This window comes from Crenobacter oryzisoli (assembly GCF_030385785.1).
GTDB classification, from domain to species: Bacteria; Pseudomonadota; Gammaproteobacteria; order Burkholderiales; family Chromobacteriaceae; genus Crenobacter_A; species Crenobacter_A oryzisoli.
The window spans coordinates 1-23447 of sequence record NZ_JAUEDK010000006.1 but is presented as its reverse complement, the minus strand read 5'-3'; the positions used below and the strand labels follow the sequence as shown (position 1 = coordinate 23447).

The window sequence follows — 23447 nt, the reverse complement described above, 5'->3', positions numbered from 1 at the left end:
GTTCGCTTTGCTCGCTGCGATCGGCTTTTCGTCAAGGCAATCCTGATCAAGTCCGGCTACCGCTACGGCGTGGGGGCCGAGACATTGCTGGCGTTGCGCATGCTGTTCGCGGCGCCGTTTTTCCTGCTGTTGGCTCGCCAAAGCGGTGGCGCTGCCAACCTGGAACGCCGTGACTGGACCTGGATCCTGGCGCTGGGGCTGCTCGGCTACTACTTGTCGAGCCTGTTCGACTTCTTCAGCTTGTTGACGATCTCGGCGGCGCTGGAGCGAATGACGTTGTTTCTCTATCCCACCTTGGTGCTGTTGCTCTCGACGTTGTTCTTGAAGAAGCGCTATCCCCTTCATGTATGGGGAGCCGTGTTGCTGTCCTACCTTGGCGTTGCATTGGCATTCGCACACGATCTGGCGGAGAGCACTCTGGCTGCTGACGCGTGGAAGGGGCTCGGCTGGGTGCTGGCTAGCACCTTCACCTATGCGCTGTATCTGATCGGTACCGGCGAGGTGGTGGGGCGGATCGGCGCGACCCGTATGGCGGCGCTCGGCACCCTGGTTGCCTGCATCGCGGTGCTGGTGCACTTCTCTGTGACCGAGCCGGTGGCGAGCATCCTGCACCTGCCGTGGCAGGTGTACGCGATTGGTCTGGCAATGGGAGTATTCTCCACCGCTTTGCCGGTATGGTGCCTGAGTCAGGCGATCCGCCTGCTTGGTGCCGGACGAACGGCTTCGGTCGGTACGCTCGGCCTGGCGCTGACGTTGCTGATGAGTTGGGGCTTTCTCGGCGAGGCTTTGTCGCTCGAGCAGGTGGCCGGTGCTGCACTTGTTGTGCTGGGGGTGACACTGGCGAACCGTCAGAAGGGGAGTCGCTAGCCGGTCTGGGTTACACCTTGTTCTGATATGCCGCGCCCGAGGGGCTGTCGGTCGGGTTCGCTCGGAGTGTTGGGCAGAGGGCTCCAAGGAGGTAAATAAAAAATGCCAGGCGTTGACCTGGCATTTTGTCATGGGGATGAGCTGTTTCAGCCGTGGTAGCCGGTGACGGTTTCCACTTCGTCCTTCGAGCCGAGGAACACCGCGACGCGTTGGTGCAATTGTTCCGGCTGGATATCGAGGATGCGCTGGCGGCCGTTGGTAGCGGCGCCGCCGGCCTGCTCGATCAGGAACGACATCGGGTTGGCTTCGTACATCAGGCGAAGCTTGCCGGCCTTGCCCGGCTCGCGTGCGTCGCGTGGGTAGCTGAACACGCCACCGCGCATCAGGATGCGGTGCACTTCGCCGACCATCGATGCAACCCAGCGCATATTGAAGTCCTTGCCGCGTGGGCCGGTGCTGCCGGCAAGCATTTCGCTGACCCAGCGTTGCACCGGGGTTTCCCAGTGGCGCTGGTTGGACATGTTGATGGCGAATTCCTTCGTCGCCGTCGGCACCTTGATCTCGGGGTGGGTCAGCACGAAGCGGCCGCTGCCAGCGTCGAGTGTAAAGCCGACCACGCCGTGGCCGAAGCTCAGCACCAGCATGGTCTGTGGACCATACAGCACGTAGCCGGCCGCAACCTGGCTGGTGCCTGGCTGCAGGAAGTCGGCTTCGCGCAGCGGTGCATCGCCCTGTTTTTTCAGGATCGAGAAGATCGTGCCGACCGAGATGTTGACGTCGATGTTCGACGAGCCGTCGAGCGGGTCGAACATCAGCAGGTACTTGCCTTGTGGGTACTCTGCCTTGATCGGGTAAGGCTCGTCCATTTCCTCCGAGCCCATGCCGGCCAAGAGGCCGGTCCACTCACAGCCTTCCAGCAAGCGGTCGTTGGCGATCACGTCGAGCTTTTTCTGTTGCTCGCCTTGCACGTTGCCTGTGCCGGCTTCGCCGAGCACGCCGGAGAGGGCGCCCTGTGCCACATCGTGCGAGATGCTGACACAGATGTCGGCGACGGTTTCGATCAGCCGGGCCAGCTCGGCGTCGGCGAGGCGACCCTGCTGCAGGGCTTCGGTCAAATAGCGGGCGAGTGCGATGCGGCTCATGCGGTCCTCGGAATCGGGTAGTGGGCGGGTGGCCCGGTTCATTACGGCGGGATTATACCGCCAAAGGTTGGCCGAAAGGATGGCTTTGGCCAACCGGTCTGTGCTGTTGTGCGGCATTGTCTGCAGCAGGAGCGCGGCGTTGCGATATCGTTTCGATGTCACAACAAACGTAGCTAAGGTGCAAACAGTACTGTCTACGCCAGGGAAGGCAGCTTCGCAGAAACTTATTGGCGGTGCTTAGCTGGCCTGTTGCTCCAGGATGAATTTGGCGCCCTTGTCCTGCGCCAGCACCTGGGTCAGCCACGGCATGATCACCTTCAATTCGTCATGCAGCGTGTACGGCGGGTTCAGGATGAACATGCCGCTGCCGTGCATGCCGAAGCCGTCCTGCGCCGGGCTCTGCACTTGCAGGGCGACGTGCAGCCAGCCCTTGGCCGGCAGCTTTTTCAGTTTCTCCGGCAGCTCTTTCGAGTCCTTCCGTGCCAGCATCGGGTACCAGACGGCGTAGGTGCCGGTGGCAAAACGCTCCAGGCTGTCCTTCAGCATGTCGACCACGCGCTGATAGTCGCGCTTGTCTTCATACGGTGGGTCGATCAGCGTCAGCGCACGGCGCGGTGCCGGCGGCAGGAAGGCCTTGATGCCGGCGAAGCCGTCCTCGGCCTTGATCAGCGCACGCTTGCTGCGGCCGCGGAAGTTGTCGATCAGGTGCACACTGTCAGTCGGGTGCAGCTCAAAGAGGCGCAGCTTGTCGTCCTCGCGCAGCACCTGGTCGGCACAGTAGGGCGAGCCAGGGTAGAGCTTCAGCGTGCCGTCCGGGTTCAGGCGGCGGACCACGTCGACGTAGTCTGCCACGAGCGCCGGCAGGTCGTCGCGTTCCCACAGCCGGGCGATGCCCGACTCGTATTCGGCGTTCTTGCTGGCGTATTCGGAGTCGAGCGAGTACACGCCCGCGCCAGCGTGCGTGTCGATATACCAATATGGTTTGTTTTTCTGGTTCAGATAGCGCAGCAGCGCGATTTCGACCAGGTGTTTGAGCACGTCGGCGTGGTTGCCAGCGTGAAAGGCGTGACGGTAACTGAGCATGGGCTAATCCGGTTTGATTGGCGGTGATTTTACCGGATTGCGGTGTTCGCTGCCGAAGTCAGGCTTCGGTGGGGCGCTAATCGCGTCGGCGAAGCATTGCAGCACGCTACGCAGCGTAGTCCGGGTGTCGGGCTTCGCAAGCAGGGTCGTTATCTCGTCCGTCGTCCTGCCTAGCAGTGGCACGGTCAGCGTCGCGTCGTCGATTAAGCGGGCCGACATGGTGAGCAGGATTTCGGTGAGCGCGGCGCGCACGAACTGGCCGCGCGGCGAGGAGTGCAGCAGCGCTACCGGCTTGTCGACTAGCTCGCCGCTTGCGACGACCCAGTCGAGCGCGTTCTTCAACGCACCGGGCACACCATGGGCGTATTCGGGGCTGGCGATCAGTACGCCGTCGGCTGACTGCAGGGCCGCGCGGAAGCGCGCCACCGCAGCGTGGGCCGGCTGAGTGTCGTAGTCCGGATTGAAGGCGGGCAGGGCGGCTATGTCCGTATACAGCATGAAAGAGGCATCGGCCGGAGCCAGCTCGCCGGCGGCACGTAGCAGCGCGGTGTTGGTCGAGTCGGCGCGCAGGCTGCCGGACAGGGCAAGCAGGTGCATGGGGAGAAGCTCCATAGGGATGGATGAGTGGGAATGATAAAAGAATAATCATCCACCCCGTCCGGTGGCTCAAATTGTTTGCGGCGGCAGCCAGCGCGCTTCGACCGCATCGCGCCAGCCAAGGGTGTCGATCAGTGCAGCGAAGTCCTCGGCGAGCGGTGCGGTCAGCGTCAGTGCCTCGCCGGTGAATGGATGAGTCAGGCGCATCTCGACACAGGCGAGCAGCAAACGCTGGCAGCCGAACTGCTCGGCGAAGAAACGATTGTGGATGCCCTTGCCGTAGGTGGCGTCGCCGATGATCGGGTGGGCGATGTGCTTGAGGTGGCGGCGCAATTGATGACGACGGCCGGTCAGCGGATCAAGCTCGACCAGCGCGTAGCGGCTGGTCGGATAGCGGTCGACCGCGAACGGCAGTTCGGTGCGCGCCAGCGTGCGGTAACGGGTGACGGCGGCTTGTGGCTCGGTGCTGACCTTCTCGCCTATCCATTCCAGGTCGTCGACACGGCGCGCCAGTGGATGGTCAATCTCACCTTCATCGGCCGGGTGGCCGCGCACCACCGCGAGATAGCGCTTGTCGACCTCTTGGCGCTCGAACGCCCAAGATAACTCGCGTCCTGCATCCTTGGAGAGGCCGAACAGCAGTACGCCCGACGTGCCCTTATCGAGTCGGTGGGCAGGGTAGACGCGCTGGCCGATCTGGTTGCGCAGCAGTTGGATGGCGAACCAGCGCTCATGGCGGTCGAGCACGGTGCGGTGCACCAGCAGGCCGGCCGGCTTGTGGATGGCGATCAGGTGCTCGTCACGAAAGACAATGGGGAAAGGGGCGAATGGGCTGGTCACGGCGAGTCCTTTGGAACGGACCGCCATTGTACGTAGCTAGCGTGTCAGTGTGTCAGTGGGGACGATGGCTGCCGCGCGGGGCGGTTCCCGAGTTCGGATTGGGCTGTTCCTTCTGGAGTTGCTGATCGGTGGGGTTGGCTTCCTCCAGCATGCGGGCGGTTGCCTTGTCCTCCGGCGTGTCTGTGTTGATCGTTTGTTGCTGTTGCTGTTGCTGTTGCTGTTGCTGTTGCTGTTCCTGCTTTTGCTGGTTCCTCTGCTGCATGCTGTCCAACATCCGGTTGGCGCGCCCCGCCGCTTGGGATCCCAGCGAGGTTCCTGCGCCCGGGCCGATCGCCTGAGCGGAGTTTGCCAGTAGTCCGATGATCAGGGTGGTGCCCATCATGGTGAGCTTTGCGTTCATCTGGTCTCTCCTTGAAATGCGTGGGATGCGTGCAACCCTTGTAAGCCGGGTTGACGCATCGTGCGAGTCGTTTTCAGCATGGCATTTATGCGTCATGTGCGCCAATTGGCGATGCTGAGCGGCTGCGGGTAAAGAAAACGGGCGCCTTGAGGCGCCCGGGAGAGAGGGGTGAGGTTTAACGGTTGGCCAGCAGCTCACGCAATACGAACGGCAGGATGCCGCCGTGGCGGTAGTAGTCGACCTCGATTGGTGTGTCGATACGACTGGTCACCGGCACGCGGTCAGTCTTGCCGCCTGTGCGATGGATCACCAGCGTCAGTTCCTCCTGAGGCTGCATGCTGTCGCCGACTCCTTCGATGTCGAAGGTTTCGGAGCCGTCTATGCCTAGGCTCTGCCAGCTGTCACTACCCTGGAACTGCAGCGGCAGCACGCCCATGCCGACCAGGTTACTGCGGTGGATACGCTCGAAGCTCTTGGCCACCACGGCGCGCACGCCCAACAGCTGAGTGCCCTTGGCTGCCCAGTCGCGGCTGGAGCCGGTGCCGTACTCCTCGCCGGCGAACACCATGGTGCCGATGTCGCGCTTGATGTACTCCATCGCCGCTTCATAGACGGTGGTCTGCTTGCCGTCGAGCAGGGTGTATCCGCCCTCGATACGGCTGCCGTCGTCCTTCGCCGGCAGCATCAGGTTCTTCACCCGTACGTTGGCGAAGGTGCCGCGGATCATCACATCGTGGTTGCCGCGGCGGCTACCGTAGCTGTTGAAGTCCTGCTTCTGGACCCCTTCGGCCAGCAGGTACTGGCCGGCCGGGCTGGTGTCCTTGAACGATCCGGCCGGCGAGATGTGGTCGGTAGTCACCGAATCGCCCAGCAGCAGCAGCGCTCGCGTGCCAGCAATCGGCTCTACCGGCTTGGGCTGCGCGGCGAAGTCGGTAAAGAACGGTGGCTCGGCGATATAGGTCGACTTAGGCCAGTCGTACACCTGGCCCTGTGGCGCGGCGATCGCGTTCCACAAGTCGTGATCCTTCGTGAAGTCGGCATAGAGGCGCCGGAATGCCTCAGGATCGAACGCTGCCGGCATCAGTTTGGCGATCTCGTCCGAGGTCGGCCAGATCTCTTTCAGGAATACCGGTAGGCCGTTGGTATCGGTGCCAAGAGGCTCGCAGGTCAGGTCGATGTTGGCGCGTCCGGCTAGTGCGAATGCCACCACCAGCGGCGGCGAGGCGAGGAAGTTGGCCTTGATGTTGGGATGGATGCGCGCTTCGAAGTTACGGTTGCCGGACAGCACCGCAGCGCACACGAGGTCGTTCTGAGTGATGGCGTCGTTGAATTCGGGAGCCAGGTCTCCGGCGTTGCCGATGCAGGTGGTGCAGCCGTAGGCGGCGACGTTGAAGCCCAACTGGTCGAGATAGGGCTGCAGACCGGTCTTCTTCAGGTACTCGGACACGACCCGCGAGCCTGGAGCCAGGCTGGTCTTGATGCGGGGGTGCACCTTCAGGCCTTTTTCGACCGCTTTCTTCGCCAACAGGCCGGCGGCGAGCAGTACGCCCGGGTTGGAAGTGTTGGTGCAACTGGTGATCGCGGCGATTAACACGTCGCCGTTGCCAAGGTCGATGCCGTCGGCGCTGGTGGCCAGGTGGTCCGAGGTTGGCCTGTTGTCGACCATTTCGACCATGTTGCGCGATTGGCCGCTGCCGGTGAGTTGTTGACTGTTGTCGTCGCTTGGCGCGCCGCCACTGCGGGTGGTCTTGATGCGACGGTTCAATTCGGCGGCAGGTCGGCCGAAGCCGTTCTCGCCCACTGGTTTGGCGAATAGGGTGTCGAATGTGGCCTTCATGTCCGGCAGGGCGATGCGGTCCTGCGGGCGCTTCGGCCCGGCCAGGCTTGGGGCGATGCTTGTGAGGTCGAGCTCCAGCGTCTTGCTGTAGTCGATATCGCCGGCATTGGGCACGCCGAACAGATCCTGTGCCTTGAAATAGGCCTCGAACAATGTGATGTCGACCTCGCTGCGGCCGGTGTTGCGCATGTAGGCGACGGTTTTCTCGTCGACCGGGAAGAAGCCCATCGTCGCGCCGTACTCCGGCGCCATGTTGGCGATGGTGGCACGGTCGGTGACGGTCAGGCTGGCGGTGCCCGGGCCGAAGAATTCGACAAACTTGCCGACCACCTTCTCCTTGCGCAGCATCTCGGTGATGGTCAGCACCAAGTCGGTGGCGGTGACGCCTTCATTGAGCTGGCCCGTCAACTCGACACCGACCACGTCCGGGGTGAGGAAGTACACCGGCTGGCCGAGCATGCCGGCCTCGGCTTCGATGCCACCGACGCCCCAGCCGACCACGCCGACACCGTTGATCATCGTCGTGTGGCTGTCAGTGCCAACCAGGGTGTCGGGGTACACCAGACCGTCACGCTGCTGTACGCCGCGGAACAGGTATTCGAGGTTGACCTGGTGGACGATGCCGATGCCCGGCGGTACCACCTTGAAGGTGTCGAACGCCTGCATGCCCCATTTCATGAACTGGTAGCGCTCGCGGTTGCGCTGGAATTCGATCTCCATGTTCTCGCGCAGCGCGGTCGGCGTACCGAACTTGTCAATCATGACCGAGTGGTCGACTACCAGGTCGACCGGTACGAGGGGCTCGATGGTCTTGGGGTCCTTGCCCTGACGGTGGGCAACGTTGCGCATCGCGGCCAGATCGGCCAAGAGTGGCACACCAGTGAAGTCCTGCAGTACAACGCGGGCGACGATGAACGGGATCTCCTCGCTGCGCGGGCCGGTAGCCGCCCAGTTGGCCAACTGGCGCACATGCTCTTCGGTGACCTTCTTGCCGTCACAATTGCGCAGTACAGATTCCAGTACGATGCGAATCGACACCGGCAGCCGCGACACCGGGCCGATACCGTGCTCTTCGAGTTTGCCAAGGCTGTGGTAGGAGAAATCGCGGCCACCCACGGATAGGGCGGACAGGGTGTTGAACGGGTTCTGACTCATGGTTCCTCCGATAGGGTGGATGCCAGGTCGGGCCGGCGTTGCGCCGGTTCGGCCAACTTTAGTGACATTATGGGGGAGAATTCCGCCGTGTGTCGCCACCTCCGACGGCTAGGAAAAACAATGCTTTTGGCGTGGTTTTACCGCGTTACTTCTGACTGAGTGTCGACACTTTGGCCGGGTGTGATTCCCCAAACGATGTTCCCGTTTGGTCAAAAAGGCACGATGACCCTTGCCGGTAGCGCATATTGGCTGCGGCTGGTTCTTCCCAAGCGGGAGGGATTGGCGATAAAATGGCGACAGCGCCAAGACCAATATTGCCGTTTTGACGCCACCCCGATCCCGCAGGGGGGCGGCCGGTGGACCAGTCGACAGTTTGTCGCCGACTTGATGCCCCGCCCGTACCGTTACCCAATGTTTCCGCGCTTGATATAAAGCAGAGAGGATGAAGCCGTGCTTGAAGCCTACCGCCAGCATGTAGCAGAACGTGCCGCCCTCGGCATCCCGCCGCTCCCGTTGTCCGCCAAGCAGACCGAAGAACTGGTCGAGCTGCTGAAGAACCCGCCGGCAGGCGAGGGCGAGACCCTGGTTGAGCTGATCACCCACCGCGTCCCGCCGGGCGTGGACGATGCCGCCAAGGTGAAGGCGTCGTTCCTGGCCGCCGTGGCCGAAGGCACCGTGGCTTCGCCGCTGATCTCGCGTGAAAAAGCCACCGAGCTGCTGGGCACCATGGTGGGTGGCTACAACATCAAGCCGCTGATCGACCTGCTCGACGATGCTGCCTTGGCGCAAATCGCCGCCGATGGCCTGAAGAAAACTCTGCTGATGTTCGATTCCTTCCACGACGTGAAGGAAAAGATGGATGCCGGCAACAAGTACGCCCGCGAAGTCGTCGAATCCTGGGCCAACGCCGAGTGGTTCACCAGCCGTCCGGCCGTGGCCGAGAAGATCACCGTCACCGTGTTCAAGGTGCCGGGCGAAACCAACACCGACGACCTGTCGCCGGCACCGGACGCCTGGAGCCGTCCGGACATCCCGCTGCACTACCTGGCGATGCTGAAGAACACCCGCCCGGACGCGGCCTTCGTGCCGGAAGAAGACGGCAAGCGCGGCCCGATCCAGTTCCTGGAAGACCTGAAGAAGAAGGGCCACCTGGTCGCCTACGTGGGCGACGTGGTGGGTACCGGCTCCTCGCGTAAGTCCGCCACCAACAGCGTGATCTGGGCCACCGGCGAAGACATCCCGTTCGTGCCGAACAAGCGCTTCGGCGGCGTGTGCCTCGGCGGCAAGATCGCCCCGATCTTCTTCAACACCCAGGAAGACTCCGGCGCGCTGCCGATCGAAGTCGACGTGTCGAAGATGGACATGGGCGATGTGATCGACATCTACCCGTACGCTGGCAAGGTCGAAAAGAATGGCGAGAAGATTGCCGAGTTCGCCCTGAAGTCTGACGTGATCCTGGACGAGGTGCGCGCCGGCGGCCGTATCAACCTGATCATCGGTCGTGGCCTGACCGGCAAGGCGCGCGAAGCGCTGGGCCTGGCGGCTTCCACCGAATTCCGCCTGCCGCAAGCGCCGGCCGAATCGAACAAGGGCTTCACCCTGGCCCAGAAGATGGTCGGCCGCGCCTGTGGTCTGCCGGAAGGCCACGGCGTGCGTCCGGGCACCTACTGCGAACCGAAGATGACGACCGTTGGTTCGCAGGACACCACCGGCCCGATGACCCGCGACGAGCTGAAGGACCTGGCTTGCCTGGGCTTCTCCGCCGACCTGGTGATGCAGTCCTTCTGTCACACCGCCGCTTATCCGAAGCCGGTGGACGTGAAGACCCACAAGGAACTGCCGGCCTTTATCTCGACCCGTGGTGGCGTGTCGCTGCGCCCGGGCGACGGCGTGATCCACTCGTGGCTCAACCGCCTGCTGCTGCCGGACACCGTCGGCACCGGTGGCGACTCGCACACCCGCTTCCCGATCGGTATCTCGTTCCCGGCGGGCTCGGGCCTGGTGGCCTTCGCCGCCGCGACCGGCGTGATGCCGCTCGACATGCCGGAATCGGTACTGGTGCGCTTCAAGGGCGAAATGCAGCCGGGCGTCACCCTGCGTGACCTGGTGCATTCGATCCCGCTGTACGCGATCAAGCAGGGCTTGCTGACCGTGGCCAAGGCTGGCAAGAAGAACATCTTCTCCGGCCGCATCCTCGAGATCGAAGGTCTGCCGAACCTGAAAGTCGAGCAGGCGTTCGAACTGTCCGATGCCTCGGCCGAACGTTCCGCCGCCGGTTGCACCATCAAGCTGAACCAGGAGCCGATCGTCGAGTACATGAACTCGAACATTGTTCTGATGAAGAACATGATCGCCGACGGTTACAAGGATGCCCGTACGCTGGAGCGCCGCATCAAGGCCATGGAAGCATGGCTGGCTAGCCCGCAACTGCTGGAAGCCGACCAGGACGCCGAGTACGCTGCCGTGATCGAAATCGATCTGGCCGACATCAAGGAGCCGATCGTTTGCTGCCCGAACGACCCGGACGATGCCAAGTTCCTGTCCGAAGTGGCCGGCACTCAGATCGACGAAGCGTTCATCGGTTCGTGCATGACCAACATCGGCCACTTCCGTGCCGCCGGCAAACTGCTGGAAGGCAAGAAGGACATCCCGGTTCGCCTGTGGGTGGCTCCGCCGACCAAGATGGATGCTGCCGAGCTGACCAAGGAAGGCTTCTACAACACCTTCGGTACCGCTGGCGCGCGTACCGAAATGCCGGGCTGCTCGTTGTGCATGGGTAACCAGGCTCAGGTGAAGGAAGGCGCGACCGTGATCTCCACGTCGACCCGTAACTTCCCGAACCGTCTGGGCAAGAACACCAATGTGTACCTGGGTTCGGCCGAGCTGGCGGCGATTGCATCCAAGATGGGCAAGCTGCCGACCCCGGCTGAGTACCTGGCCGAGATCGGTGTCGTGACCCAGAATGCCGACAAGATCTACAAGTACATGAACTTCGACCAGATTGAAGAATTCAAGGAAGTGGCCGAATCGGTGAATGTTTAATAAATACAGGAGTTTGGGGGTGTTTTAATTGTTTGGGGGAGTCGAAATTTAGGTTTTGATACCCCAACGATCTCCCCAATTGTGTTTACTGCCCCGCCTTGAGCGGGGCTTTTTTTATTTCTGGGCACTAAGTTTGACTGAAGTTGGTCGATGTCATTCAGAGTGGCAGGTGAAATCCCCTGCATTGTGGCTTTGTCCCGTTTTCTAAGAGCCGGTTCACGATCTCGCGAACGAAGGGTCAGCCAAGGCGAAATGAGGCGAAAAGCGGAGTGTACTCATCGAGTAGGCAAGGATGTTGAGCCTTTGAACAGGCTCTTATCTCAACGCAGGGTCGCCCGAGTGCAGCAGGTTGTGAACAGGCTCTAAGCCGATGGTTTTGGCAGAGTGCCTGGCAGTAACAGCGCCATTGGCCTGGTAGCAAAGAGGGGTTGTTGAGAGGGATCGGCGTGTATTTTGCAGCAGGGTAGGGCAGTAGAGGCTTGCATGACGCAGTGACGCTGCTACCCTAGTCGGTTTCCGGCATGAATGGCGCTATGCGCTCTTGCCGAAGGCCGGTGGTTACGGCTGTGTGACGGATTTTTCTGGATTGGGAACCGAGTTGGCTGTTTTTTTCCTGGTTGTGGTGCTGCTGGCTGGTGCGGTCGGTGGTGTGGTGTGGTTTCAGCGTAGTGGCCGGCCTTGGCCGGTCTGGCTGCACAAGGTGTGGACGTATTTTTTTGAGGATACCCGGCCGCCTTTGCCAGTGAATGAACATCCGGTGTTGGAATCGGAGTCGGAGGACTTGGCCCCCCCTGCGCGATGGGAAATCTGGCTGGATTCGCTGGAGGCCATGTTGCGCGACGAAGGTGAGCGCTGGCGTCTATGGCTTGCCGAGCGCTGGGCACGTCGGGCTGCGGCGCGTGCGAAGCCGGACGTGCCGGCCATCGCCGAACGGCAGGATCCCGACCACGATTGGAGTCCACGCCAGCCACAGACGACGGTGCCCGTTTCGAATCCTGTAGCGCCGCCTGTTCGAAGCATGGCGCAGCAGGTTGTTTCGCTGGAGACCCCTCAAGCACGGCAGCCAGTGTCCGCGCCTAGGACCGAGGCCAGCGAGGTACGGGCCGCGTCGGTCGCCGGTGTGGCGACGGGACGAGTTGCGCCCATGGTGAACCTGAAGGCGGCGAGACCCTCCGAGGACGGAGCTCGTATCGAGTTGCCGCGCCGCCGTGAGCCGCCGCGTGACCGCTCTGCGCCTCAGCACAACCCGGTGGCCGATCTGCCAGTGATCGGTTTGGCCGATGTGCAGAGCAATTTGCGCGCGGGCTATCGTCGCCGTCAGGTGGCGAGGCATCATGAGGACGTGGTGCGAGACGGCAAGGCGGCACCGTTGCCAATGATCGAGCCAGATCTCGTGCGCGCTCGAGTGCGAGAGCTCCATCAGGAGCGGCTCAACCGCGAGGCAACCACCGGCAAGAAGAAGCAGTTGCCGGAGGTGGTACTGGCGCCGATTCCGTCCCATCCCGGCATCGCCGGCAAGACAGCCAAGGCAACCAAGGTAGCCAAGCCAATCAAGGCCGAGCCTCCTATTCCACCGCTGTACCAGCCCAGCTCGTCGACGCTCAAATCGCCGTTGCCCGCTTCGGCCAGCCCCTTGCCGTCGAGCACGGCCACCGCTTTGCCGGTGGCCAGCATGGCCAAGCCGCGCCCCGAACCGGCGCGGGTAGTGCTGCCTTCCGGCTGGCCCGGTTCATCGCCCGGCACTCGTGCACCGCAGGCTGCCGTTGTGCCGCCGCAGCCGTTGACAAGTGCACTCGCAGTAGATGCGGCTGCTCCGGCGGTGGTGCCGCTGGCCGAGGTGGTTCCAGCACCGGTGGTGCTGGATGCCAAGCTGGCTGACGATCAGGTTCTGTCGAAATTCATACCGCTGCCGGAGTTGGGAGGCGAGACTGTTGCCGCAGCCACCGCAGCCACCGCAGCCACCGCAGCCACCGCAGCCACCGCAGCCACCGCAGCCACCGTGGGTTTGGCTGCAAGCGTTGCCAAGGCTGGCGGCGACAGTGTCGTGGCCAAGCAGGAACCGACTGGGGCAGCGATCGCCATCGTGGCTGACCGTGGCATGCTTGCGTCGGCCGAGCCTGCGGTGATCGAATCGTTGCCGCAACCGCAACCGCAACCGCAACCGCAACCGCAACCGCAACCGCAACCGCAACCGCAACCGCAACCGCAACCGCAACCGCAACCGCGCGCGTTGGAGGGTTTTGCTGCACGCTTGCTGACGACTCCGACTCCGACTACGACTCCGACTCCGACTCCGACTCCGACTCCGACTCCGACTCCGACTCCGACTCCGGCTCCGGCTCCGGCTCCGGAAAAGGCGTCCGGGTCGACACCGGTGCCGGCCGCGTTCGGGCCGAAGCCGACGCCAGCTCCTGACACTGAGCCGGGTGTTAACCCCGCCGCGGCAGTGGACACTGCTCCAGTTAGGTCGCTGATGCCGCTGGAGCATCCTGCGGTGGCTACCTCACCGAGTCCCGCCGTGACTCCGGCGCAGCGCAACGGCTTGGTGTGGGCAATGATTGACGAGGTGGCGGACGAACCGGCGCCGGTTGCCGAGCCCGCGCCGTCGGCTCCGGTTTGGCCGAATCCGGCCGCTGTACGCTGGTCCGAGCCGGAGGTGGGCGAGGTGGCCCCAGAGGCGCCAACTGCTGCTGTGCTGGTGCAAGATGTCGAGCCTGCGATGCAGCCGTCTACCGAACCGCAACAGGCTCCCGCTCCTTCGGCGGTAGAGGCGCCCGTGTCCGCGACCCCATCGGTGGCTTCTGTCCCATTCGCCCCATTTTCTGCCGTCGAGCCGACAATGGCAGCGCCGCAGCGGATCGAACCTGCTCCGACGGTAGAGCTAGCCGCCGCCCCGAGCGTTCCGGTAGTACCGACTCCCAGCGTTGCAGCGCAACCCTGGCATCTTCCTGCTGCAGTGGCCTCGTTGACCGAAACGTCGCTTGATATTGATGAGATGCTGCTCGAGGAGACCGACAGCGACGTCATGCCGTGGGGTGATGAGGTCGGTGAGCCGGAGATGGCTCCCGTGCGCCAGCACCACACTCTGCCGGTGATCTATGGCGAGGAATGCCTGCCGTCGCTCGATCTGCTATACCCGGCCGACGATGCGCGTGTGGCGATGAGCGAGGACGCGCTGATCGAGCGCGGCATCGTCATCGAGGAGAAGTGCGCCGAGTTCAAGGTTAAGGTCAGTGTGGTCGATGCGTATGCTGGCCCGGTGATCACCCGCTATGAGGTGGAGCCAGCGGTGGGGGTGCGTGGTAGCCAGGTGGTCAACCTGATGAAGGACCTAGCGCGGGCGCTTGGCCTTGCCTCGATCCGTGTGGTCGAGACCATCCCGGGCAAGACCTGCATGGGGCTGGAGCTGCCCAACCCGGTGCGTGAGATGATCCGCCTGTCCGAGATCTTATCCGACGAGGTGTTTCAGGGCCCGGATTCTAAGCTGACGCTGGCGCTTGGCAAGGACATCACCGGTCAGCCGGTGGCGATGAACCTCGCCAAGGCACCGCACATGCTGGTGGCCGGTACCACCGGCTCGGGTAAGTCGGTCGGCGTCAATGCGATGATCCTGTCGCTGCTCTATAAGGCCACGCCGGATGAAGTGCGCTTCATCATGATCGACCCGAAGATGCTGGAGCTGTCTGTGTACGACGGCATTCCGCACTTGTTGGCGCCGGTCGTGACCGACATGAAGCTTGCCGCCAACGCGCTTAATTGGTGCGTCAACGAGATGGAGAAGCGCTACCGGCTGATGAGCGCGCTGGGCGTGCGCAATCTCGACGGTTTCAACCAGAAGCTGCGCGAGGCCGAGGCGGCCGGGGCAAAGATCCCGAACCCGTTCAGCCTGACCCCGGGCGATCCGGAGCCGCTGTCGCCGCTGCCATTCATCGTGGTGGTGGTCGATGAATTTGCCGACCTGATGATGGTAGCCGGCAAGAAGATCGAGGAGCTGATCGCCCGCCTGGCACAAAAGGCCCGCGCCGCCGGCATCCACTTGATCCTCGCGACGCAGCGCCCGTCGGTCGACGTGATTACCGGCCTGATCAAGGCGAACATCCCGACCCGTATCGCCTTCCAGGTGTCGAGCAAGGTCGACAGCCGCACCATCCTCGACCAGATGGGCGCGGAAAGCCTGCTCGGCCAGGGCGACATGCTCTACCTGCCGCCGGGCACCGGCTACCCGCTGCGCGTGCACGGCGCCTTTGTCGCCGACGACGAGGTGCATGCGGTGGTCGAGTTCCTCAAGCAGTTCGGTGAACCGGACTATGTCGAGGACCTGCTGACCGGTTCGGCTGACAGCGATGAGGCGGCGCCGGCCGGCAACGGTGGCGGGCGCGGCAGCGAGGACGATCCGCTCTACGATGAAGCGGTCGGCATCGTGATGAAGACGCGCAAGGCGTCGATTTCGTCGGTGCAGCGACACCTGCGCATCGGCTACAACCGCGCGGCGCGTCTGATTGAGCAGATGGAGGAGGCCGGCCTCGTCAGCGCGATGGAGAGCAACGGCAACCGTACCGTGTTGGTGCCGGAGCGGGACTACTGAGCGCTAGCCAGCTGAGCTAAGGAGGCGTGCCTGGGGCACGCCTTTTTTCATGGGCTAGCTGTAGCGCGATGACGTGCGCTGAGCGACGCTCAGCCGCCTGACTCGAGTATCGTCCGACCGTTTAACGGCTGCACCGGCCGGGCGTTCATCGGATAGAGCCGTTGGAGGGCGGCCAGTTGTCGTTCCGACAGCTCAACTGGCTGCTTCAGCACCCTCCAACGCACACCCTCGCTGCACGGAGGCGTGGTCAGCGAACCGGTGTAGGCGTAATAGTCACGCTTGGCCGGCAGCAGGGCGGCCGGGTCGAACGGTGCGGACAGGGGGCGGCTGGTGCCGGGCTGATCCGGCAACGTGGCGAGCAGCGGGGCGAGGGCCGGGTTGTCACGGCCCAGTTCGAACAGCACGGCGACGACGGCGAGTTCGTTCTTGGCATTCTTGTGTACCAGATGCGCGACCAGCGGGTAGCGCTTGCCTTCGACCATCTCCTCGCTCGGGGCGTGGAAGTGCAGCTGTAGCAGCTCGAAGTCCCCTTCGGCCAAACTCAGCCGGTTACCGGCGGCGGGCTTGAGCTCGATGGCGTGGCCGTTGTTGACCAATGTGGCGCTACCTGTCCGGTAGTCGAAGCGCAGCGGTGCAAGAACGGTGGGTTTGGCGCCGCGGATGTCGATCGGTGACTGGGTCTGCCCCAGCTTGCAGAGCTGGAATTCTGGCGCGAGGCTAGCCCAGTCTGCTTGCTTGTAGTTCCAATGCGGCGAAGCGCCGGCTGCCCAAGTCGGGGCGGCGAAGAGACTCAACAGCAGTACCGCGATGTTTTTGTTCACTGCTTGATTCCTTGTCGAGGATGACGGTTCGGCCGCGCCGACGTGGCGCGGCCGAAGAATGACAAGGGGATTTCAGTGAAGTTCGGAGGGAGCGTATGAAAAAAGCCGGCGCCCGAGCGGACGCCGGCTTCGTCATGCGGGAAACGTTTATAGCTTGGCGATCGACACCTCGGTCGATTTGACGAAGGCGATCACCTCGGAGCCGACAGTCAGCTCCAGCTCGCGCACCGAGCGCGAGGTGATGACCGAGGTGACGATGCCGGCCGGGGTGTCCACGTCCACCTCGGACAGCACCGGGCCTTCGATGATTTCCTTGATGACGCCGCGGAACTGGTTGCGTACGTTGATCGATTTGATGCTCATGACGGTTTCCTTTCGGGTGGTGAGTCGGTGCTTGGCGATGCTTACAGGGACCAGCGCAGCTGGCTGGGCAAAGGAGTCGGGCGGGCAGGGGGGGTGACCGGCTCGGGCTGAGGCTGCTGCCGCACCCGGGCCAGCACCTGCGCCTCCAGTGCCAGGCGTGCAGGATCGGCGGCGTCGCGCGGGCGGGGCAGGTCGATGGCGAGATCAAGGCCGATCCGGCCGTCCTCGATCAGCAGCACCCGGTCGGCTAGCGCGATCGCCTCGCCGACGTCGTGGGTGACTAGCAGGGTGGTGAAGCGGTGGTGCTGCCACAGCCGCTCCAGTAGCTGCTGCATGTCGATGCGGGTGAGCGCGTCGAGTGCGCCGAGCGGCTCGTCGAGCAGCAGCAGACGTGGCTGGTGCACCAGCGCGCGGGCCAGCGCGACGCGCTGACGCTGGCCGCCGGACAACCGTGTCGGCCATTCGTCGGCGCGGTCAGCCAGGCCCACTTCGGCCAAGGCCGCACGCGCGGCATCGCGCCACTGGCCGGACAGTCCCAGGCCGACATTGTCGAGCACGGTCTTCCACGGCAGCAGCCGTGCGTCCTGGAACATCACCCGGGTGTCGCTGGGCGGGGCGTCGTTGTCGATGTGGCCGGCGCTGGGCTGGTCGAGCCCGGCCAGGAGGCGCAGCAGGGTGCTCTTGCCGCAGCCGGAGCGCCCGACCAAGGCGACGAACTGGCCGGCCGGGATGGTCAAATCGAGCGCGTCGAGCACGCGACGCTGGCCGAAGCGCTGCGACAGGCCGGTGAGCTGCAGCGCGCTGCCGGCGGCGGGGGGAATGAAGCGGTCCATGGGGTCTCCTAGGCGGCCTGGTAGGACGGGTGCCAGCGCAGGCTGGCGCGTTCCAGCGCGCGCGCCGCCATGTCGGTGGCCTTGCCGAGCAGGGCATAGAGCAGGATCGACAGCACCACCACGTCGGTCTGCAGGAATTCGCGGGCGTTCATCGCCATGTAGCCGATGCCGCTGGTCGACGAGATGGTTTCGGCGACGATCAGGATGATCCAGGCGATGCCGAGCGCGAAACGCGCGCCCATCAGGATGGACGGCAGTGCACCGGGCAGCAGCACGTGGCGGAACAGGCCAAAGCCCGACAGTCCGTAGCTCTTCGCCATCTCGATCAGCGCCGGGTCGATCGAACGGATACCGAGATAGGTGTTGAGGTAGACCGGGAACACCGTTCCGAAGGCGACCAGGAACACCTTGGCGCCCTCGTCGATGCCGAACCACAGGATCACCAGCGGGATCAGCGCCAAGGGCGGAATGTTGCGCAACATCTGCACCGTGGTGTCGAGCGCGCCTTCGGCCAACCTCGACACCCCGGTGGCGAGCCCGAGCGCGAGGCCGATGACGAAGCCGACGGCGACTCGCCAGAAGCTGATCTTCAGGTTGCTCCAGATGTCGCCGGACTCGGTCAGCGCCGCGCCGGCCTTGAGCACTTCCAGCGGGGCGGGCAGCACCCGGTGGCTGATCAGGCCTGCTTGCGCGGCGGCCTGCCAGGCCAGCACCAGGCTGAGCGGCACCAGCCAGGGCAGCAGGGCGCGGCCAGTGCGGACGGGAAGGGATTGGCTCATTACAGGCTCCTTACGAGGCCGAGGCTTTCGGTAGGTGGTGGTTGGCCACCACCTCGCCGAGCGGACCGTTGGCCGGGGCGCTGCCGTGCTTGCCCGGCAGGTGTGGGAACAGCAGCTCGGCGACGCGGTAGGCTTCCTCCAGGTGCGGGTAGCCGGAGAACACGAAGGTGTCGATGCCGAGCTCGGCGTATTCGCGCATCCGCGCCGCCACGGTCGGGCCGTCGCCGACCAGTGCGGTGCCGGCGCCGCCGCGCACCAGGCCGACGCCGGCCCACAGGTTCGGACTGACCTCCAGCTTGTCGCGCTTGCCGCCGTGCAGCGCGGCCATGCGGCGCTGGCCTTCCGAGTCCATCTTGGCGAAGGTGGCCTGGGCAGCGGCGATGGTGCTGTCGTCGACGTACTGGATCAGCTCTTCGGCGGCTCGCCAGGCGGCCTCGTTGGTCTCGCGCACGATCACGTGCAGGCGGATGCCGAAGCGCACGGTGCGGCCACGTGCGGCGGCGCGGGCGCGGATGTCGGCGATCTTTTCGGCTACTGCGGCGGGCGGTTCACCCCAGGTCAGGTACACGTCGATGTGCTCGGCGGCCAGCTCGTGCGCGGCCTCGGACGAGCCACCGAAGTAGAGCGGCGGATGCGGGGTTTGCACCGGCGGGAACAGCACCTTGGCGCCCTTCACCTTGATGTGCTCGCCATCGAGGTCGACGGTGTCGCCGGCCAGCACGCCGCGCCACACCTTGAGGAATTCGTCGCTGGCGCGGTAGCGCTCGTCATGGCTCAGCCACAGCCCGTCGCTCTCCAGCTCCACCGGGTCGCCGCCGGTGACCACGTTGACCAACAGCCTCCCGGCCGAGTGGCGGTCGAACGAGGCGGCCATGCGGGCCGCTACCGTCGGCGACATGATGCCGGGGCGCACCGCCACCAGGAATTTCAGCCGCTGGGTGGCCGGGATCAGGCTGGCGGCGGTGATCCACGGGTCTTCGCAGCTGCGGCCGGTGGGGATCAGCGCGCCGTCGAAGCCGAGCCGGTCGGCAGCTTGGGCTATCTGGGTGAGGTAGGCGTGGTTGACCTGGCGGGCGCCCTGCTGGGTGCCGAGGTAGCGGCTGTCGCCGTGGGTGGGGAAAAACCAGAATACTTGCATGTTCAGACTCCTGTTGGGGCGTCGTTCAACGACGCCATACGATGTCCTGTACCTTCACCGCGTGCGGGATCAGGCCCTGTTCGTGGAAGCTGTTGGCGACGCGTTGCTGGTCGGCGATCACCACTGGCGTCAGCGGTGCCACCTGGAAGCGCGGGTGGCGGCCTAGCATGGTGTCGAAGATGCCCACTTCCTGGCCTGTGGTGCGAGCCAGGATCTCGGCGACTTCCTTCGGCTTGGCAGTCAGGAAGGCGTCGTTCTTGGTTAGCTCGTCGATCACTGCGGCGATCACCTTGGGGTTCTGGTCTGCGAACTGGCGCGAGGCCAGGTAGAAGCTGAAGTTGTTGGACAGGCCCTTGCCGTCGCTGAGCACCCGCGCGGTGTTGGCGCGTTCGGCTACCGCGTAGTACGGGTCCCACACCGCCCAGGCGTCGACGTTGCCCCGCTCGAAGGCGGCGCGGGCGTCGGCCGGCTGCAGGTAGGCGGGCTGGATGTCGCGGATAGTCAGCCCGGCCTTCTTCAGCGCGCGCAGCACCAAGTAGTGGGCGCTGGAGCCCTTGGTGAAAGCGACGCGCTTGCCCTTCAGGTCGGCCAGCGTCTTCAGCGTGGAGTCCTTCGGCACCAGGATGGCCGAACCCTGCGGCTTGGCAGCTTCGAAGCCGACGTAGACCAGGTTGGTGCCGGCGGCCTGGGCGAACACCGGCGGGGTGTCGCCGGTCATGCCGAAGTTGACGCTGCCGATGTTGAGCGCTTCCAGGATCGGCGGGCCGGCGGCGAACTCGGTCCATTTCACTGTGACGCCGAGCGGTTTGAGGCGCTGCTCGAGCAGGCCGCGGTTTTTCAGTACCACCAGGTTCACCGAGCTTTTCTGGTAGCCGATGCTCAGCTCTTCGGCCGAGGCGGCGACGCTGGTGAAGGCCAGCACGGAGATCAACAGGGTCTTGAGCAGTTTCATGCAGGGTCCTTGGCTGGGGCGGGGCGGCCCGCCCGGAATGGAAAGAGGGCTTACAGGCTGATCGCGCCGGCGACCAGGCGGTTGCGCAGCTTGTGGGCGAGCTGGGTACAGCGCCTTCAGGCTGGTGGCGAAGCGCGACACCGCGGCGCGCAGCCGCTCGTCCAGCTCAGGTTCCAGTCGGACGGCGCCGTCGTCGTCGCTGCTGATGTGCTTGTCGATGGCGAACACGCCCTGCTGGATGTCGCGCGCCTTCAGCGTGGTCAGTACCGGCTTGAGCGCATAGTCGAGTGCCAAGAGGTGGGCCGCGGTGCCACCGCTGGCCAGCGGCAGTGTCGGCTTGTTGGCCAGCGCTTCCTCGGGCAGCAGATCGAGCAGGGTCTTCAGCGCACCGGAGTAGGCGGCCTTGTAGATCGGGGTGGCGATCACCACGCCAGCGGCGTTGGCCACCAGCGAGCGCAGATTCTTGATCGCCGGGCTATCGAAGCGGGCGTACAGCAGGTCTTCGGCGGGAAAGTCGTAGACGCTCACCAGCAGGGTGTCGATCTGCTGCTCGGCAAGCAGTGCCTTGGCCTGTTCGGCCAACTTCAGGGAGCGGGAAGTGGGGCTGGGACTGCCAGCGAGCGCGACGACGTACATGGGTAACCTTTGCTTGATGAACAGGGGGAGAAGGCGGCTGCCTTATCGCCATGTGGATGAGGTTACCCGGCTGTGTTAATAATTAAAAATCATGAAAAATCATTTTTTCATGCGAATTTAGTCTTAATGGGCGAGCGGCAAGAGTGACCAGCCGAGCCTAAGCAGCGCAGCATCATGGAAGCAGGCAGTTCATCAGGTTGGCCTTGTTCCAGCTATGCTTTGGCCAATGTTCAGGAGGAAAGCCGATGGTAGGAAAACGCCAGTGGCGCTTACGCGTGCAGAAGTGTGCCGATGGGCATGCGCAGGCAATCACCATCAGCGACGGGGATATCGCAACTTGGTATCAGGTTGGGCAAATGTCGAAGCCATTGCAGCAACTACTGGTTGTGAGACTGTGCCTCCTGACAAGGAATTGATGGGTTATCGATTCGAGCCGAATAAGTTTGCGTGCGCACAATTGACTCCGTTGACCAGTGAGCAAGTCGCACCATTAAGGGTGGTTGAATGCCCGGTCCAGATAGAGGCCAAACTTATATCTATGCATAAAATTGGTGGTGAGGACGGCGCTTGTTCTGCTGCAGAATTCAGAGCACTTCGGGTGCATGTCCATACTCAGCTGCTAAATAAGGTGGGTCGCATCAGTCTAGAACATTGGAAGCCTCTGTACTATGTATTCCGACATTACTATACCCTGGGGGTGTGTCTCGGTAAGAGCTTCAGAGCTTAAGTTTATCGGGGCAGCTCTCAGTTGAAACGTTTGCTGAAAAATTATTTCGCTTGGAGGGAGATGCTCGATTGGCAAAAATGAGAATAAAGAGGCTGTGTCAAAGTATTGGCGACGAATAGTAAAAGCTAGTTAGATACGGATTGCTCGCTAGGAACGCAGTAACGTAGCAGTCGATTGACTTAATGGGGTTGATAATGGAGCAGGGTGTTTTTCTAGGCAAATATCCTTACGTTGCGGTCGAAGGAGATTTGCCTCAGGTTGTTGTGCTAAATGGAGGGCAGGCTTTTGTTAGGCCAGTAACAAAACAACAATTGATCAAAGATGCAAAGCGTTTGCACCGATTATTGTCTGGCCGAGCGTTCTTAATGATTGGCTATGACCAAAATCCAGAGGAGGGCCATTCGTTGGGTAAGGTGATCAGCGACCTTGCTCAGATTCTGAGAGATAGGCAGCGACCCCTTGCCCTGATAGGATTATCCTATGGAGGCATTGTTGCCACGCATGTTCTTGCTAAACACCCTGAGTTGGTTGATAACCTCATCTTGCTTGCGAGTGCCCACCGTTTTTCAACCGAGGGCGATAGACGTATCCGTCGTCAAATAGAGCTGCTCGAACATGGTAATCGCCATGAGTTCTTGTTGTCATTTGCCGGGTTGTTTCGGCGAGGTTGGATGAATGCCATGCTGCGCATGCGCCTTATGCTTGAAAATCTAAAGGGTCATGACAAGCTTAACTCGCCACATCGGATTATCCGTCATCTTGAGGCGGCTAGAGAGGCCAAAATCGATTTATGCCAGAATCGCCGTATTGCAGCACGATGTCTTGTCATTGGTGGAGAGTTAGATCCATTCTTCGACAGTACATGTATCGAGGAGTTGCGTGGTTTTCTTCCGCAGATTCAAACCTCGATTTTCAAAAATGAAGGTCATATGCTTCCGGTCGAACGGGCGCATGATATATCGCGAGCACTAGAGAGTTTTTTGGCAGTGAATCTATTTCCTCGGAAGGAAAACGTTTAGGGGTTGATAGCCCTTTTCGGAGAGGGGCGTTTTACTTGCCTAGGGGAATGGAAGGTAAGAATATGCAGATTTATCGAGTTTAAGGGCTGATGGCCGTTTCGGCCGAGCTGCCATTAGACAATGGCCGAGCCGGGTGGCCGGTTGCGGCACCCCGAGAAAAGCTTTGCCTCACCCCTTCTTTGTATCTGCCATATTGGAATATGTGCAAACGCACGCTAATCGTATCCAGTGCAAAGAACAAGAGAGGGAGGTGCTGCATGAGCCCGGTCAGCCCATTGACGACAACGCAACTCTACCGACGCTGCGACGCTGACAAATTTACTAAGCTTTGCAAAAGTATTGTCACTGGCAGGCATATTGGCACTCAGGCTGGCGGAAGAACGATTTCACCAGCCCGGGTAGCTTTTGGATTCGACGCAAGGCGCCGATTGCTAGCCGCTTCATTTCCTCATGGTTTTGCACCAGACGCTTTGATACCTGGCGCTTCACGTGCGCCCAGACCTGCTCGTCCGGATTCAGTTGCGGCGAGTAAGGCGGCAAGTAGAACAGGTTGAGCTTGCCTTCCAAGCTCTCCACATAGTCCCTGACCAGCTTCGCCTTGTGGATCGGATGGCCATCGACGATCACAAAC

17 protein-coding genes are annotated in these 23447 nt (G+C 62.7%); 4 read left to right on the top strand and 13 right to left on the bottom strand.

Features of this window, described 5'->3' with window-relative positions; all coding sequences use genetic code 11:
• Positions 1–99 precede the first annotated feature (99 nt).
• On the top strand, positions 100–867 hold the full coding sequence (locus QU481_RS04855) for a DMT family transporter (protein WP_289828774.1): 768 nt from the start codon (positions 100–102) through the stop codon (positions 865–867).
• A 146-nt stretch (positions 868–1013) separates the two neighbouring features.
• On the opposite strand, the gene QU481_RS04850 is transcribed toward QU481_RS04855, so the two are convergent.
• From QU481_RS04850 to acnA, 6 genes are all read right to left on the bottom strand, one after another.
• Positions 1014–2009 (bottom strand): class 1 fructose-bisphosphatase, encoded by a 996-nt coding sequence (locus QU481_RS04850; RefSeq protein ID WP_289828773.1) that lies wholly within the window; start codon positions 2007–2009, stop codon positions 1014–1016.
• Positions 2010–2246: 237 nt separating this feature from the next.
• Positions 2247–3092: a 23S rRNA (adenine(2030)-N(6))-methyltransferase RlmJ gene (locus tag QU481_RS04845; protein WP_289828772.1), complete on the bottom strand. Its 846-nt coding sequence runs from the start codon at positions 3090–3092 to the stop codon at positions 2247–2249.
• A 3-nt stretch (positions 3093–3095) separates the two neighbouring features.
• The gene (locus tag QU481_RS04840) at positions 3096–3689 is read right to left on the bottom strand and encodes an NADPH-dependent FMN reductase (RefSeq protein ID WP_289828771.1); all 594 of its coding nucleotides are present in this window, start codon (positions 3687–3689) and stop codon (positions 3096–3098) included.
• A gap of 69 nt (positions 3690–3758) precedes the next feature.
• Complete coding sequence (locus QU481_RS04835) at positions 3759–4556, bottom strand: tRNA pseudouridine(65) synthase TruC (RefSeq protein ID WP_435381905.1); 798 nt, start codon at positions 4554–4556, stop codon at positions 3759–3761.
• A gap of 25 nt (positions 4557–4581) precedes the next feature.
• Positions 4582–4929 carry a hypothetical protein gene (locus QU481_RS04830; protein WP_289828769.1) on the bottom strand — a complete coding sequence of 116 codons (348 nt, stop codon included), beginning with the start codon at positions 4927–4929 and terminating at the stop codon, positions 4582–4584.
• A 175-nt stretch (positions 4930–5104) separates the two neighbouring features.
• Complete coding sequence (gene acnA / locus QU481_RS04825; RefSeq protein ID WP_289828768.1) at positions 5105–7921, bottom strand: aconitate hydratase AcnA; 2817 nt, start codon at positions 7919–7921, stop codon at positions 5105–5107.
• A 450-nt stretch (positions 7922–8371) separates the two neighbouring features.
• Here acnA and acnB point away from each other — a divergent pair, with 450 nt between their 5' ends.
• Both acnB and QU481_RS04815 read left to right on the top strand, forming a co-directional pair.
• Positions 8372–10963, top strand: a complete 2592-nt coding sequence (gene acnB, locus QU481_RS04820; RefSeq protein WP_289828767.1) for a bifunctional aconitate hydratase 2/2-methylisocitrate dehydratase — start codon at positions 8372–8374, stop codon at positions 10961–10963.
• Between the two features lie 598 nt (positions 10964–11561).
• On the top strand, positions 11562–15548 hold the full coding sequence (locus QU481_RS04815) for a DNA translocase FtsK (RefSeq protein ID WP_289828766.1): 3987 nt from the start codon (positions 11562–11564) through the stop codon (positions 15546–15548).
• Positions 15549–15637: 89 nt separating this feature from the next.
• Here QU481_RS04815 and QU481_RS04810 read toward each other — a convergent pair whose 3' ends face one another.
• The 6 genes from QU481_RS04810 to ssuE form a co-directional block, all read right to left on the bottom strand.
• Positions 15638–16369, bottom strand: a complete 732-nt coding sequence (locus QU481_RS04810) for a carbonic anhydrase (RefSeq protein WP_289828765.1) — start codon at positions 16367–16369, stop codon at positions 15638–15640.
• Positions 16370–16516: 147 nt separating this feature from the next.
• Complete coding sequence (locus QU481_RS04805; RefSeq protein ID WP_289828764.1) at positions 16517–16732, bottom strand: TOBE domain-containing protein; 216 nt, start codon at positions 16730–16732, stop codon at positions 16517–16519.
• A gap of 41 nt (positions 16733–16773) precedes the next feature.
• Positions 16774–17565 (bottom strand): ATP-binding cassette domain-containing protein, encoded by a 792-nt coding sequence (locus tag QU481_RS04800; RefSeq protein WP_289828763.1) that lies wholly within the window; start codon positions 17563–17565, stop codon positions 16774–16776.
• Between the two features lie 8 nt (positions 17566–17573).
• On the bottom strand, positions 17574–18344 hold the full coding sequence (locus QU481_RS04795) for an ABC transporter permease subunit (protein WP_289828762.1): 771 nt from the start codon (positions 18342–18344) through the stop codon (positions 17574–17576).
• A gap of 10 nt (positions 18345–18354) precedes the next feature.
• Positions 18355–19482, bottom strand: coding sequence for an FMNH2-dependent alkanesulfonate monooxygenase (ssuD, locus tag QU481_RS04790; RefSeq protein WP_289828761.1), 1128 nt, complete (start codon positions 19480–19482; stop codon positions 18355–18357).
• Between the two features lie 25 nt (positions 19483–19507).
• A complete protein-coding gene (ssuE, locus tag QU481_RS04785) occupies positions 19508–21070 on the bottom strand; it encodes an NADPH-dependent FMN reductase (protein WP_289828760.1) in 1563 nt (520 codons plus the stop codon).
• A gap of 921 nt (positions 21071–21991) precedes the next feature.
• On the opposite strand from ssuE, the gene QU481_RS04780 reads away from it, so the two are divergent.
• Positions 21992–22816: an alpha/beta fold hydrolase gene (locus QU481_RS04780; RefSeq protein WP_289828759.1), complete on the top strand. Its 825-nt coding sequence runs from the start codon at positions 21992–21994 to the stop codon at positions 22814–22816.
• 342 nt (positions 22817–23158) lie between these two features.
• On the opposite strand, the gene QU481_RS04775 is transcribed toward QU481_RS04780, so the two are convergent.
• Positions 23159–23447, bottom strand: a 289-nt coding sequence (locus QU481_RS04775; protein WP_289828758.1) for a transposase, incomplete at its 5' end; no start/stop codon positions are given.